Source organism: Pseudomonas sp. NPDC086112, from assembly GCF_044746425.1.
Lineage (GTDB): Bacteria > Pseudomonadota > Gammaproteobacteria > Pseudomonadales > Pseudomonadaceae > Aquipseudomonas.
In genome coordinates this window covers 36,851-50,738 of the sequence record NZ_JBIVCD010000007.1, presented here as the reverse complement: position 1 = coordinate 50,738, position 13,888 = coordinate 36,851, and the positions used below count along the sequence as shown (strand labels likewise).

At 59.4% G+C, this 13,888-nt stretch carries 10 protein-coding genes and 4 tRNA genes; 6 read left to right on the top strand and 8 right to left on the bottom strand.

The window, feature by feature from the left end; translation table 11 throughout:
* The first annotated feature begins 1 nt into the window (after nt 1).
* Entirely contained in the window at nt 2–1,138 is a 1,137-nt protein-coding gene (locus ACIPLA_RS07440; RefSeq protein WP_401172727.1) for a catalase family protein, read from the top strand.
* A 293-nt stretch (nt 1,139–1,431) separates the two neighbouring features.
* On the opposite strand, the gene ACIPLA_RS07435 is transcribed toward ACIPLA_RS07440, so the two are convergent.
* The 4 genes from ACIPLA_RS07435 to ACIPLA_RS07420 all read right to left on the bottom strand — a co-directional run bounded on the left by ACIPLA_RS07435 (nt 1,432) and on the right by ACIPLA_RS07420 (nt 1,961).
* A tRNA-Asp gene (locus ACIPLA_RS07435) sits at nt 1,432–1,508 on the bottom strand.
* 19 nt (nt 1,509–1,527) lie between these two features.
* Nucleotides 1,528–1,603 (bottom strand) — tRNA-Val (locus tag ACIPLA_RS07430).
* A gap of 187 nt (nt 1,604–1,790) precedes the next feature.
* A tRNA-Asp gene (locus ACIPLA_RS07425) sits at nt 1,791–1,867 on the bottom strand.
* Nucleotides 1,868–1,885: 18 nt separating this feature from the next.
* Nucleotides 1,886–1,961 (bottom strand) — tRNA-Val (locus ACIPLA_RS07420).
* Nucleotides 1,962–2,121: 160 nt separating this feature from the next.
* Between ACIPLA_RS07420 and rdgC the strand changes: the two genes are divergently transcribed.
* The 3 genes from rdgC (at nt 2,122) to sugE (ending at nt 4,587) form a co-directional block, all read left to right on the top strand.
* Nucleotides 2,122–3,042, top strand: a complete 921-nt coding sequence (gene rdgC / locus ACIPLA_RS07415) for a recombination-associated protein RdgC (RefSeq protein WP_192345782.1) — start codon at nt 2,122–2,124, stop codon at nt 3,040–3,042.
* A 145-nt stretch (nt 3,043–3,187) separates the two neighbouring features.
* On the top strand, nt 3,188–4,153 hold the full coding sequence (locus tag ACIPLA_RS07410) for a bile acid:sodium symporter family protein (RefSeq protein ID WP_401172725.1): 966 nt from the start codon (nt 3,188–3,190) through the stop codon (nt 4,151–4,153).
* A 119-nt stretch (nt 4,154–4,272) separates the two neighbouring features.
* Nucleotides 4,273–4,587: a quaternary ammonium compound efflux SMR transporter SugE gene (gene sugE, locus ACIPLA_RS07405; RefSeq protein WP_008071553.1), complete on the top strand. Its 315-nt coding sequence runs from the start codon at nt 4,273–4,275 to the stop codon at nt 4,585–4,587.
* A 97-nt stretch (nt 4,588–4,684) separates the two neighbouring features.
* Here sugE and ACIPLA_RS07400 read toward each other — a convergent pair whose 3' ends face one another.
* The 4 genes from ACIPLA_RS07400 to ACIPLA_RS07385 form a co-directional block, all read right to left on the bottom strand.
* Nucleotides 4,685–6,559, bottom strand: a complete 1,875-nt coding sequence (locus ACIPLA_RS07400; protein WP_401172722.1) for an MFS transporter — start codon at nt 6,557–6,559, stop codon at nt 4,685–4,687.
* A 112-nt stretch (nt 6,560–6,671) separates the two neighbouring features.
* Nucleotides 6,672–7,823: a TDT family transporter gene (locus tag ACIPLA_RS07395; protein WP_401172720.1), complete on the bottom strand. Its 1,152-nt coding sequence runs from the start codon at nt 7,821–7,823 to the stop codon at nt 6,672–6,674.
* 105 nt (nt 7,824–7,928) lie between these two features.
* Nucleotides 7,929–8,240 carry a cupin gene (locus tag ACIPLA_RS07390; protein ID WP_192345779.1) on the bottom strand — a complete coding sequence of 104 codons (312 nt, stop codon included), beginning with the start codon at nt 8,238–8,240 and terminating at the stop codon, nt 7,929–7,931.
* A gap of 42 nt (nt 8,241–8,282) precedes the next feature.
* Nucleotides 8,283–9,476, bottom strand: a complete 1,194-nt coding sequence (locus ACIPLA_RS07385; protein WP_401172718.1) for an MFS transporter — start codon at nt 9,474–9,476, stop codon at nt 8,283–8,285.
* Nucleotides 9,477–9,567: 91 nt separating this feature from the next.
* On the opposite strand from ACIPLA_RS07385, the gene ACIPLA_RS07380 reads away from it, so the two are divergent.
* Together ACIPLA_RS07380 and ACIPLA_RS07375 are read left to right on the top strand one after the other, a co-directional pair.
* Nucleotides 9,568–10,107, top strand: a complete 540-nt coding sequence (locus tag ACIPLA_RS07380; RefSeq protein WP_401172716.1) for a TetR/AcrR family transcriptional regulator — start codon at nt 9,568–9,570, stop codon at nt 10,105–10,107.
* A gap of 250 nt (nt 10,108–10,357) precedes the next feature.
* On the top strand, nt 10,358–13,828 hold the full coding sequence (locus tag ACIPLA_RS07375; protein ID WP_218394237.1) for a PAS domain-containing hybrid sensor histidine kinase/response regulator: 3,471 nt from the start codon (nt 10,358–10,360) through the stop codon (nt 13,826–13,828).
* Nucleotides 13,829–13,888: the final 60 nt, after the last annotated feature.

Genomic DNA, 13,888 nt, shown 5'->3' with positions numbered 1-13,888 from the left:
CATGCTGATCACTCTCTGGTTGCGCCTGGGCGCCTTCCTCGGCAAAACCCTGCTGGTGTTGTTGGGTCTGGGCCTGCTCGGCTGGGCGCTGATCATGGCCTGGTCCGCCTGGCAGCATCGCGGCCCGGTATCGGCTGAAGAACTGATTCCGGACGGCGAAGCGGCAATGACCCAGGACATCATCCAGACGGCCGTGCGTATCGTCGATCAACACCGTGAAAGTACCCGCTACCTGCGCGATGCCCATGCCAAGGCCCATGGCTGCGTGAAGGCCGAGGTACAGGTGCTGCCGGATTTGACGGCGGAGTTACGTCAGGGCGTGTTCAGCGAACCGGGCAAAACCTGGCAAGCGACGATACGGCTGTCCAACGGCAATGCGTATCCGCAGTTCGATAGCATCCGCGATGCTCGGGGCATGGCCATCAAACTATTCGATGTGCCTGGTAAACAGTTGCTGAGTGACCGACAAGGGCACAGCGAACAGGACTTCGTGATGTTCAACCATCCGAACTTCTTTGTCAGCGATGTCGCTGAGTATCGTCAGAATGTGGCTGCTCAGGCTGATGGCAAAAAGGCGATGGCGTTCTTCCCGGGCTGGGACCCGCGCACGTGGCAAGTTCGCCATCTGTTTATTGCGCTGGCGACGCTCTCCCCTGCCCCGGCAAGCCCGACGCAGACCACTTACTTTTCGGTTTCGCCGTACAAGTTCGGTGAAGCTAACGCTAAATTCCGCGTGATGCCGGACCCTGATAGCTGCCCGGTCTACACGCTGCCCACGCAAAATCAAAACCTGCCGAATTTCCTGCGCAGCGCGCTGAACCAGCATCTGTCGACCGATCGGGTGCCGGCCTGTTTCGTTTTACAGATCCAGCGTCAGGATGCGGGCAAGTACATGCCGATCGAAGACACCAGTATCGAGTGGAACGAAAGCGACGCGCCCTTCGAAACTGTGGCCAGGATCAAGCTGCCTGCCCAGGATTTCGACACCCCGGCGCTGAACCTGCAATGCGACAACCTGTCGTTCAACCCATGGTTCGGGCTTGAAGCCCATAGGCCGATTGGCGGGATCAACCGGTTGCGCAAAGCGGTGTACGAGGCCGTCAGCGACTACCGGCACAGCCGTAACGCCGAACAATAGGCAAGACAGAAACGAAAAAAGCGACCCGAGCAGGGCAAGGCTGGTCGGGTGCAGATCAAACCTGTGGGAGCGGGCTTGCTCGCGAAGACGGCGGCACAGTCAATTATTGATGTTGCCTGATACACCGCTTTCGCGAGCAAGCCCGCTCCCACATGGATTGCGCTTAACTGGATCAGCCGAACAGGTCGCTTTTTCAGTGGATTCGCTACAAAGCCAAATCCCAGACAGCAAAAAGCCCGCATTAAGCGGGCTTTCTGTGGTGATCTGGCGTTCAGCGTTCCAGATACCGAATATGGCGCAGCGGACGGGACTCGAACCCGCGACCCCCGGCGTGACAGGCCGGTATTCTAACCGACTGAACTACCGCTGCGCGTAGCGTTGAAAGTAAGTGGTGGGTGATGACGGGATCGAACCGCCGACATTCTGCTTGTAAGGCAGACGCTCTCCCAGCTGAGCTAATCACCCTTTACCTTCGTTGCGGGGCGCATTGTGCCACAGATTTTCATAAAGTGTTGATTTAATTGATAAAAAATCAAAAAAATCTGAAAACCGGTAAGACGACTCACCCTGCAGGAACTTCAGACAGAAAAAAACCCGCGTTAGCGGGCTTTTCCGTGGTGACCTGGCGTTCAGCGTTCCAGGTTACCGAATATGGCGCAGCGGACGGGACTCGAACCCGCGACCCCCGGCGTGACAGGCCGGTATTCTAACCGACTGAACTACCGCTGCGCGTAACACTAAAGCGAATGGTGGGTGATGACGGGATCGAACCGCCGACATTCTGCTTGTAAGGCAGACGCTCTCCCAGCTGAGCTAATCACCCTTCACTTTCGGTGTGGCGCGCATTCTACGGAGCGACCCAACCTCTGGCAAGCACTTTTTTAATTAATTTTCTCAGGCCTTCCAAAGGCTTAGAGAAGGGTTGGCCTATGGCACACGGAGGACAATAATGCCCCCCTTTGTATAAAGGAGAGACTCACCCCATGTGGTTCAAAAACCTGCTTATCTATCGCCTGACCCAAGATCTGCCTTTTGATGCCGAGGCGTTGGAAACTGCACTGGCCACCAAACTGGCGCGTCCATGTGCAAGCCAGGAGTTGACCACCTACGGTTTCGTCGCGCCATTCGGCAAGGGCGAAGACGCGCCGCTGGTGCACATCAGCGGCGACTTCCTGCTGATCGCCGCCCGTAAGGAAGAACGCATTCTGCCGGGCAGCGTCGTACGCGACGCGGTGAAGGAAAAGGTCGAAGAGATCGAAGCCGAACAAATGCGCAAGGTCTACAAAAAGGAACGCGATCAGATCAAGGATGAAATCATCCAGGCCTTTCTGCCCCGCGCCTTTATCCGCCGCTCGTCAACCTTCGCCGCCATCGCGCCGAAACAGGGCCTGATCCTGGTTAACTCGGCCAGCCCGAAACGCGCCGAAGACCTGCTCTCCACCCTGCGCGAAGTGATCGGCTCGCTGCCGGTGCGTCCGTTGACGGTGAAGATGTCGCCGACCGCCACCATGACCGAGTGGGTCACCACCCAGAAAGCCGCGAATGATTTCTTCGTGCTGGACGAGTGCGAACTGCGCGACACACACGAAGACGGCGGCATCGTGCGCTGCAAGCGTCAGGACCTGACCAGCGAAGAAATCCAGCTGCACCTGAGCACCGGCAAAGTGGTTACTCAACTGTCGCTGGCCTGGCAGGACAAACTGTCGTTCGTGCTTGACGACAAAATGGTGGTCAAGCGCCTGAAGTTCGAAGACCTGCTGCAAGATCAGGCAGAACAGGACGGTGGCGACGAAGCCTTGGGGCAACTGGACGCCAGCTTTACCCTGATGATGCTGACCTTCGGCGACTTCCTGCCGGCGATGGTTGAAGCGTTGGGTGGTGAAGAGACCCCGCAAGGTATTTAAAGGCTTGTGATCTCTACTGTGGGAGCGGGCTTGCTCGCGAAAGCGGACTGACAGTCGACATTGATGTTGAATGTTATGACGCCTTCGCGAGCAAGCCCGCTCCCACATTGGTTTTGTGGTGTTACTCAAGAATAAGGATCAGGCCATGCGCGCACTGGCTGCATTGAGTCGTTTTGTCGGCAACACCTTCGCTTACTGGGTACTGATTTTCGCCGTCGTGGCGTTTGTGCAACCGACCTGGTTCATCGGCTTGAAAGGCGCCATCGTACCGCTGCTGGGTCTGGTGATGTTCGGCATGGGCCTGACCCTCAAGCTTGAAGACTTCGCCGAAGTCGCTCGCCATCCGTGGCGCGTGGCGCTGGGCGTGGTCGCTCATTTCGTGATCATGCCCGGTGTGGCGTGGTTACTCTGCCAGGTTTTCCACCTGCCGCCAGAGATCGCCGTCGGGGTGATTCTGGTCGGCTGCTGCCCAAGCGGCACCTCCTCGAACGTGATGACCTGGCTGGCGCGTGGCGATCTAGCGTTGTCGGTGGCCATTGCCGCCGTCACTACCCTCCTCGCTCCGCTGCTGACGCCAGCGCTGATCTGGCTACTGGCTTCGGCCTGGTTGCCGGTGTCGTTCATGGAGCTGTTCTGGTCGATCCTGCAAGTCGTGCTGCTGCCGATCGTGCTCGGCGTGGTTGCCCAGCGCGTATTCGGTGATCGGGTTCGTCACGCCGTAGACGTGTTGCCACTGGTGTCGGTGGTGAGCATCGTGATCATCGTCACTGCCGTGGTAGCCGCCAGCCAGGCGAAGATTGCCGAATCCGGCCTGCTGATCATGGCCGTGGTGATGTTGCACAACAGCTTCGGCTACTTGCTGGGTTACTTCACCGGGCGCCTGTTCAACCTGCCACTGGCCCAGCGCAAATCCCTGGCACTGGAAGTCGGCATGCAGAACTCCGGCCTGGGCGCGGCCCTGGCCAGTGCGCACTTCTCGCCGTTGGCAGCGGTGCCAAGCGCGTTGTTCAGCGTCTGGCACAACATTTCCGGAGCACTGCTCTCGACGTATTTCCGTCGTATGAGCGAGAAGGAAGACCGGCAAATCGCTGCTCAGCAGGCGGCGGATTAAGCCGAAAACTTGATCCTCGGATTAATGATGGGCACTCTATCGCGCAACGCGGGGACGACCTCGCGGCTCGATCGAATCATTAATCCGGGGACGACCCCATCCATCGATGGAGGTCTCTGATGTCCTGGATCATTCTGTTTCTCGCCGGCCTGTTCGAAGTCGGCTGGGCCGTCGGCCTGAAATACACCGACGGTTTCAGCCGCCCTCTTCCTACCGCACTGACCATTGCCGCCATGGCGATCAGCCTTGGCCTGCTGGGCCTTGCCATGAAGGAATTGCCGCTGGGCACGGCCTATGCGATCTGGACTGGCGTGGGTGCGGTGGGCACGGTGATCGCCGGGATCATTTTGTTTGGTGAATCCATGGCGCTGTTTCGGCTGGCCAGTGTGGCGTTGATTATTGCCGGGTTGGTTGGGCTCAAGGTTAGCGCTTAGGCCACTACCGCTTTCGCGAGCAAGCCCGCTCCCACATTTGACCGCATTCCCAATGTGGGAGCGGGCTTGCTCGCGAAGAGGCCCGCAAAGTCACCGACTACCTTACCGCCCCACGCAATTCCCCCACCAACCCTTGCAATGTCGCCGGCTCAGCCACTTCAACGGCCACCGCCGGCCCCGCCACCAGGGTCACCCGCGACCACAATCGACGGAACATCCCTTTATTCGGATCACGGCTGAAGAAACTCCCCCACAACCCCTGCAACGCCAGCGGAATCACCGGCACCGGCGTTTCTTCGAGAATCCGTGTCAGCCCGCCCTTGAACTCGTTGATCTCGCCATCGGCGGTCAACTTGCCTTCAGGGAAAATGCACACCAGTTCGCCGTCCTTCAGATACCGGGCGATGCGGGTGAAGGCTTTTTCGTAGATCTGAATGTCTTCCTGACGCCCGGCAATCGGAATCGTCCCCGCCGTGCGGAAGATGAAGTTCAGTACCGGCAGGTTGTAGATTTTGTAATACATCACAAAGCGAATCGGCCGACGCACCGCGCCGCCAATCAGCAACGCGTCGACGAACGAAACATGGTTGCAAACCAGCAATGCCGCGCCTTCATCGGGAATCAGCTCCAGGTTGCGATGCTCGACGCGGTACATGGAATGGCCGAGCAGCCAGATCATGAAGCGCATGCTGAACTCAGGGACGATTTTGAAGATGTAAGCATTGACGCCAATGTTCAGCAGCGACACCACCAGGAATAGCTGCGGAATCGACAGCTTGGCGATGCTCAGCAAGACGATCGACACAATCGCCGACACCACCATGAACAGGGCGTTAAGAATGTTGTTGGCGGCGATCACCCGCGCCCGTTCGTTCTCGACAGTACGCGACTGGATCAGCGCATACAGTGGCACGATGTAAAAGCCGCCAAAGATCCCAAGCCCAAGAATGTCGATCAACACCAGCCAGGCGTGGCCAAACCCCAGGACTTCGATCCAGCCATGACCGGCAACGCTGTCTGGAATCGCGCCGGAATGCCACCACAGCAACAGGCCAAACACCGTCAGACCGAATGAGCCAAACGGCACCAGACCGATCTCGACTTTGCGTCCGGAGAGTTTCTCGCAGAGCATCGAACCCAGTGCGATACCGACCGAGAACACGGTAAGAATCAGCGTTACCACAGTCTCGTCGCCGTGCATCCATTCCTTGGCATACGCCGGGATCTGCGTCAGATAAATCGCCCCGACAAACCAGAACCATGAGTTGCCGACGATCGAACGCGATACTGCCGGGGTTTGCCCCAGGCCCAACTTCAAGGTAGCCCAGGACTGGCTGAAAATGTTCCAGTTCAAACGCATTTCCGGCGATGCCGCGGCAGCCCGGGGAATGCTGCGGCTGGCCAGGTAACCGAGCACGGCGATACCGATGATTGCCGTGGACACGACCGGCGCGTAGTTGTTGGCCGACATCATGATCCCGGCGCCAATGGTTCCGGCGAGAATCGCCAGGAAGGTGCCCATTTCCACCAGACCGTTGCCGCCCACCAACTCCTCTTCGCGCAACGCCTGCGGCAGGATCGAGTACTTCACCGGCCCGAACAGCGCCGAATGGGTGCCCATGGCAAACAACGCGACCAGCATCAGCGACAGGTGATCGAACATGAAACCGACCGCACCCACCGTCATGATCACGATTTCCCCGAGCTTGATCAGACGGATCAGTGCGTCCTTGGCAAACTTTTCCCCGAACTGCCCCGCCAGAGCCGAGAACAGGAAAAACGGCAAGATAAACAGCAACGCACACAGGTTGACCCAAATCGAACGGTCACCCTCGATGGTCAGCCGGTACAAAATGGCGAGGATCAACGACTGCTTGAAAATGTTGTCGTTGAAGGCCCCCAGCGACTGCGTGACAAAAAACGGCAGGAAGCGCCGAGTGCGAAGCAAGGTGAACTGCGAGGGGTGACTCATCTTCCATGTGTCCCTGATGTTGGGTAGCTGATGTTGGATAAAAAGTGGCGTGGCAATTGTTATTGGAATGTCGAGCGTCGATCCAGGCCACAGATTACCCAATCTTTGCCGGTTATTTGTTTAATCCTGCAATGCACGGCGAAACAAACAACTCACCTCGCCATGCGCCCTGCACCGTGCGTTTGGCAACAATCAGCCACATCACCGCCAGCAACGCCACCAGTACACAGCCAAAGACACTGAAAAACGTCAGGTGCAACGTGCTCGCCAGGTTCAACGTCGCCAAAGAATAGACGCCCAACGGGAAAGTGAAGCCCCACCAGCCGAGGTTGAACGGGATACCGGCGCGCAAGTAACGCACAGTGATCAACAGCGCAATCAGCATCCACCAGAGCCCGAAGCCCCACAGCGTGATACCGGCCACCAAGCCAAGCCCTGCGGCGATCTCGCCGATACCCGGCAAACCGTTGGCGGCAAAGATCGCTGGCGCGTCGGCACCCAACAGCAACATGCCCAGCGCACCGGTGCCAATCGGCCCAAGGGCCAGCCAGCTTGAGGCGGCCATGTTTTCGTGGGGCAATTTATGCAACGCCATGCGCAGCAACAGGATGGTCAGAATGCTGAACGCCACCGGCAGGGAAAAGGCCCAGAGCACGTAGCTGGTCACCAGCACCACCAGTTGTGAATGAGCATCGACCAGATGCGGCGCCAGCAAGCCGCCGCTGGCCGCCGCCACTTCCGCCGCCACCACCGGCAACAGCCAGACCGCGGTCATCTGGTCGATACTGTGCTCTTGACGGGTGAACATCATGTAGGGAATCAATACGCCACAAGCCAGCGACATGGCCACGTCCAGCCACCAGAGCACTTCGGCGAGATGAATCACACCGTCACCCCAGCGCGGCAAACCGAAGAGCAGAAAGCCATTGATGAGGGTCGCCAGGCCCATGGGAATGGTGCCGAAAAACATCGAAACCGTGGAGTGCCCGAAAATCCGCCGCGCCTCGTCGAAGAACATGACCCAACGCGCGGCATACATGGCCGTGAACATGACAAACAGGACAATATTGAACAGCCACAGGCCTTCGGCAAACGCATGCAGACCGGGATTCGCCACCGGCAATTGCGCAAGCGCGAGCGCCAATACACCCGTGCCCATGGTCGCTGCGAACCAGTTGGGGGTGAATTGGCGGATGGCTTCTCGAGGGTGCTGCAAATGACTGAGCGGTTTGATACCGGGTTTAACGCTATGGGTGCAGGTCATGGTGAACTCCTGTCCTCTCGTGAGGTGGGAGTTCATGGTAGATCCGAATAGAATATCGATATAACGGGTAATATCTCTAACTGTTATCTGTTTTGCAGATATGCATCAGACGCTGCCTTCAGTCTCGATCACCAATACCCTCGCCACACCCAGCGGATAAGCCACATGCTCGGTGCCCACCGAGGCATAAAAGATATCGCCGACTTCGAGTAGCGTTTCCTTCTCCTGACCTTCTTCGCGATAACGCATCTGCACCTGCCCATCGAGCACCACGAACACTTCCTGACCGTCGTTGATATGCCACTTATAGGGCTGATCGGTCCAGTGCAAACGAGTGGTGATGCCATTCATGTTGGCAATGTCCAGCGCCGCCCAGGCGCGGTCACCAGTGAAGGATTTGCTGCGGATGATCTTCATGGGTCGGTCCGTCGAAATGAATGGCGGTGCCAAGGCTAACGGTCATCGAACATCGACGCCACAGACTTTGACAGTCTGCACACGCATCAACCCGACCAGCGCACCGAGCGACAGTATGATCAGCACCGCACCATAACCATCGGTGGTTGCCACCAGGCCAAAGGCCCGCGTCAGACTGCCGGCCAGTAACGACGGCAAACAGAAAGCCAAGTAACTGAGTACATAAAACGCCGACATCAAACCCGCCCGCTCATGAGGCAAGGCCAGCGGCACGATGCTTCGCAGGGCACCCAGGAAACCCGCGCCAAAACCGCCGCCCGCCACCAGAGTGCCGAAGAAAAACAACGGCAGGCTGGCGCTGTTTACCGCTAGCAGAATCAGCGCAACGCCCGCAGGCAGTAGGCTCGCGCCCAACAGTAAGACTTTGTCGGCCGGCCGATTGCGCAAGGTGTAGATCATCAATGCGCCGGTCACTGTCAACACGGCCACCGTAGCCCCACCAATCAGATTCGAGGTGGACCCGGTGGCGGTCCGCACCAGAGAAGGCGCCAGAGAAGCGAAAAAACCACCGAGCGCCCACACCGCCAGATCTATCGGCAGCACCCGCCATAGCATACGCCGCGCCTGAATCGGCACATGCAGGGTCGGGCGTAGCGAGGCCCAGGCACCCGATTGCCGTGTGACGCTTTCCGGCAGGCGCCAGACGTACAGCGCTTGCATCACAAACAGCGCGAACAGCACCCAATAGGTCAACTGCAGCGGCAGCGGCGCAAACTCGGCCAACACGCCGCAACCCATGGCACCCAGCGCCATGCCCAGCAACGGCGCGACGCTATTGACCATCGGCCCTTGCTGACGGTCAGTGTCCAGCAGCGCCGCACTTAAAACGGCGGTGGCCATGCCCGTGGCAAAACCCTGCAGGACCCGCGCACTGATCAGCCAGGCAACGCTGTCGGCGTTGATAAACAGCAACATCGCCAGCATGTTCAGCAATACGGCGGTAAAAATCACCGGTTTGCGCCCCAGATAATCCGAGAGCGAACCGACCGTGAGCAGCGCCGCCAGCAAGCTGAGGGCGTAGACGCCGAAAATCAGGGTCAGGGTCGCTGCCGAGAACCGCAGGTGTTCTTGATACAAGTGATACAACGGCGTTGGCGCGGTGGAAGCGGCGAGAAAACTGAGTAAGGTGATCGCCAGAAACCACAGGCTGGAACGGTTTGACGTGAGACGGGACATAGGCACACTCCGCAAAAGCTAACTTTTTGCTTTTGCGGAGTGTGCTACCGACTAACGCTTAAAGCAAATTCTTTGTGTTAAGGTCCGCCGTATGGCTATTAAAGAAGGTTTACGCCCAGGTGGTCGTAGCGCCAGGGTCCAAGAGTCGATTCATTCGGCAGTCCGCGCACTCCTCGAAGAACAGGATCGCGCCAGCGTGACGGTGCCGCAAATCGCTGCCCGGGCCGGGGTGACGCCGTCGACTATTTACCGGCGCTGGGGTGATCTGTCGGCGCTATTGGCCGACGTCGCCCTCGCCCGCATGCGCCCCGACAGCGAACCGGCCAACACCGGCAGCCTGCGCGGTGACGTGCTGGCCTGGGCGGAGCAGTATCTGGACGAGATGAGTTCCGAACCCGGGCGCAACATGATGCGCGACGTACAATCCAGCGCCACACCGGGCTATTGCGTGACGATCATTGGTGCGCAGTTGCAGACGATTCTGGATCGCTATCCCGATCAGCCGAAGCCGAGTGTCGATCGGCTGATCAATATGGTGGTGGCGCCGACGGTGTTTCGCATCCTGTTTGCAGCGCAGGCGCTGGAGGTTGAAGAGTTGCATCGGTTAATCGATATTGCGTTGAGTCAGTGAGGCCGCCTTCGCGAGCAAGCCCGCTCCCACACTGGATTGAGGGTGCCCACATATTTTGTGTTCACTGACGATCGAGTGTGGGAGCGGGCTTGCTCGCGAAGAGGCCCCCAAACACACCAAAAATCGAACTGACTCCCAACCTGCGACACCCCGCCACGTCACGACCTTGGTCGACACTGACTAACTCAAGCGGTCATGCGAGACTGTCCTGACCGGGCGGAGCCCCGGAGGTCTTTTGTCTGGAGTTCCCATGTCACTGTCCATCGGACTGATCGCCACCGTCGCCCTGGCCTATATGGCCATCCTGTTCGCTATCGCCTTTTACGGTGATCGGCGCAGCACGCCGTTGCCGCCACGGATGCGTGCCTGGGTGTACAGCCTGTCGCTGGCCGTTTACTGCACCAGTTGGACATTCTTTGGTGCCGTGGGCCAGGCGGCCGAGCAACTCTGGTCATTCCTGCCGATCTACCTCGGGCCGATCCTGCTGCTGGTGTGCGCGCCGTGGGTCCTGCAAAAAATGGTGATGATCAGCAAGCAGGAGAACATCACCTCCATCGCCGACTTCATTGCCGCCCGCTACGGCAAATCCCAGTCGCTGGCGGTGGTGGTGGCGCTGATCTGTCTGGTCGGCGTGCTGCCGTACATCGCCTTGCAGCTCAAGGGCATCGTGTTGGGCGTGAACCTGCTGATCGGCGCCGGTGCCGACGCCATGGGCACGCGCGCGCAAGACACGGCGCTGATCGTATCCCTGGTGCTGGCGCTGTTCACTATTGTTTTTGGTACCCGCAACCTCGACGCCACGGAACACCACCGCGGCATGGTGCTGGCGATTGCTTTTGAGTCGCTGGTCAAGCTGTTCGCTTTTCTCGCAGTCGGCGCGTTCGTGACCTACGGCCTGTACGACGGTTTCGACGACTTGTTCGACCAGGCCATGCTCGCCCCGCGCCTCGAAGCGTACTGGAAAGAAACCATCAACTGGCCGTCCATGGTGGTGCAAACCGGCGTGGCGATGATGGCGATCATCTGCCTGCCCCGGCAATTCCACGTGACCGTGGTGGAAAACATCGACCCCCAGGATCTGCGTTTGGCCAAGTGGGTGTTCCCTGTCTATCTGGCGCTGGCGGCGTTGTTTGTGGTGCCGATCGCGCTGGCCGGTCAGATGCTGCTGCCCAGTTCGGTGCTGCCGGACTCATTCGTCATCAGCCTGCCTCTGGCCCAATCTCACCCTGCCCTGGCGATGCTGGCGTTTATCGGCGGCGCTTCGGCGGCGACCGGTATGGTGATCGTGGCCAGCGTGGCGCTGTCGACCATGCTTTCCAACGACCTGTTGCTGCCGTGGTTGCTGCGACGTAACAACGCCGAGCGCCCATTCGAAGTGTTCCGCCAGTGGATGCTTTCGGTACGCCGGGTGAGCATCGTGGTCATTCTGCTGTTGGCCTACGTCAGTTATCGCCTGCTGGGCTCCACCGCGAGCCTGGCAACCATCGGCCAGATCGCCTTCGCCGCCGTGACCCAACTGGCCCCGGCCATGCTTGGCGCGCTGTACTGGAAACAGGCTAACCGTCGTGGGGTGTTTGCCGGGCTGGCCGCCGGCACGTTCCTCTGGTTCTACACGTTGGTGTTGCCGATCGCCGCCAACAGTCTTGGCTTGCCCTTGAGCAGTTTTCCAGGCCTGGCCTGGCTGCAAGGCAACCCGTTGAACCTGCCGATCACACCGCTGACTCAAGGCGTGGTGCTGTCCCTGGCGGGCAACTTCACCTTGTTCACCTGGGTCTCGCTACTGTCACGCACGCGGGTTTCGGAGCACTGGCAGGCCGGCCGCTTCATCGGCCAGGAAATCAGCGCGCGACCCAACGCCCGCTCAATGCTGGCAGTACAGATCAACGACTTGCTGCAACTGGCTGCCCGTTTTGTCGGCGAAGAACGCGCTCGTCAGAGTTTCATCCGTTTCGCCTACCGTCAGGGCAAAGGCTTCAACCCGAACCAGAATGCTGACGGTGAATGGATCGCCCATACCGAACGCTTGCTGGCCGGCGTACTCGGCGCATCTTCGACCCGGGCGGTGGTAAAAGCCGCCATCGAAGGCCGGGAAATGCAGCTCGAGGATGTCGTGCGGATCGCCGATGAAACCTCGGAAGTGCTGCAGTTCAACCGCGCCCTGCTGCAAGGCGCCATCGAGAACATCACCCAAGGTATCAGCGTGGTCGACCAGTCGTTGAAACTGGTGGCCTGGAACCGGCGCTACCTTGAACTGTTCAATTACCCCGACGGTTTGATCAGCGTTGGCCGGCCGATTGCCGACATCATTCGCTACAACGCCGAGCGCGGTCTGTGCGGCCCCGGCGAAGCGCAAGTGCACGTCGCCCGTCGCTTGCACTGGATGCGTCAGGGCCGGGCCCATACCTCCGAACGGTTGTTCCCCAATGGTCGAGTGATCGAGCTGATCGGTAACCCGATGCCCGGCGGCGGTTTCGTCATGAGCTTTACCGACATCACCGCGTTCCGCGAGGCCGAACAGGCGCTGACCGAAGCCAACGAAGGCCTCGAGCAACGGGTCATCGAACGGACCCACGAACTGTCGCAACTCAACGTTGCCCTGACCGAAGCCAAGGGCACCGCCGAATCGGCGAACCAGTCGAAAACCCGTTTCCTGGCTGCCGTCAGCCATGACTTGATGCAACCGCTGAATGCTGCACGGCTGTTCTCTGCCGCCCTCTCCCACCAGGAAGAAAATTTATCCAGTGAAGCCCGCAAGCTGGTTCATCATCTGGACAGTTCGCTACGCTCGGCCGAGGACCTGATCAGCGACCTGTTGGACATTTCCCGCCTGGAAAATGGCAAGATCAACCCTGATCGTAAGCCCTTCGAGCTCAATGATTTATTCCATACGCTGGGCGCCGAGTTCAAGGCTCTGGCGCAGGAACAGGGGCTGAAATTTCGCGTCAGGGGCAGCGCGCTGCGGGTCGATAGCGACATCAAACTGCTGCGACGGATTTTGCAGAACTTCCTGACCAACGCCTTCCGCTACGCCAAAGGGCCGGTGCTGCTCGGCGTTCGGCGGCGCAACGGCGAGCTATGCCTTGAGGTCTGGGACCGTGGACCGGGTATTCCAGAAGACAAACTGCAGGTGATTTTCGAAGAATTCAAACGCCTCGACAGCCACCAGACCCGGGCCGAGAAAGGTCTGGGCCTGGGCCTGGCGATTGCCGATGGGCTGTGTCGCGTGCTGGGTCACACCTTGCGCGTGCGTTCCTGGCCGGGTCGCGGCAGTGTGTTCAGTGTCAGCGTACCGCTGGCTCGGGTACAAGCCGCGACGCCGGCCAAAGTGGCCGAACTCAATGGCCATTTGCTCAGCGGCGCGCAGGTGCTGTGTATCGATAACGAAGACAGCATCCTGATCGGCATGAACAGTTTGCTGACGCGCTGGGGTTGTCAGGTCTGGACCGCGCGCAACCGTGAGGAATGCGCGACGCTGCTCGGCGATGGCATGCGCCCGCAACTGGCGCTGGTGGATTACCATCTGGATGATGGCGAGACCGGGACCGAGTTGATGGCCTGGTTACGCACGCAACTGGGCGAGCCGGTGCCTGGGGTGGTGATCAGTGCCGATGGACGGCCGGAGACGGTGGCCCAGGTGCATGCAGCGGGCCTGGATTACCTGGCCAAACCGGTGAAACCGGCGGCGTTGCGGGCGTTGTTGAGTCGGCATTTGCCGTTGTAGTGCGGCAGGTTTGAACTCTGCAGTGGGGCGATTGACGCCTTCGCGAGCAAGCCCGCTCCC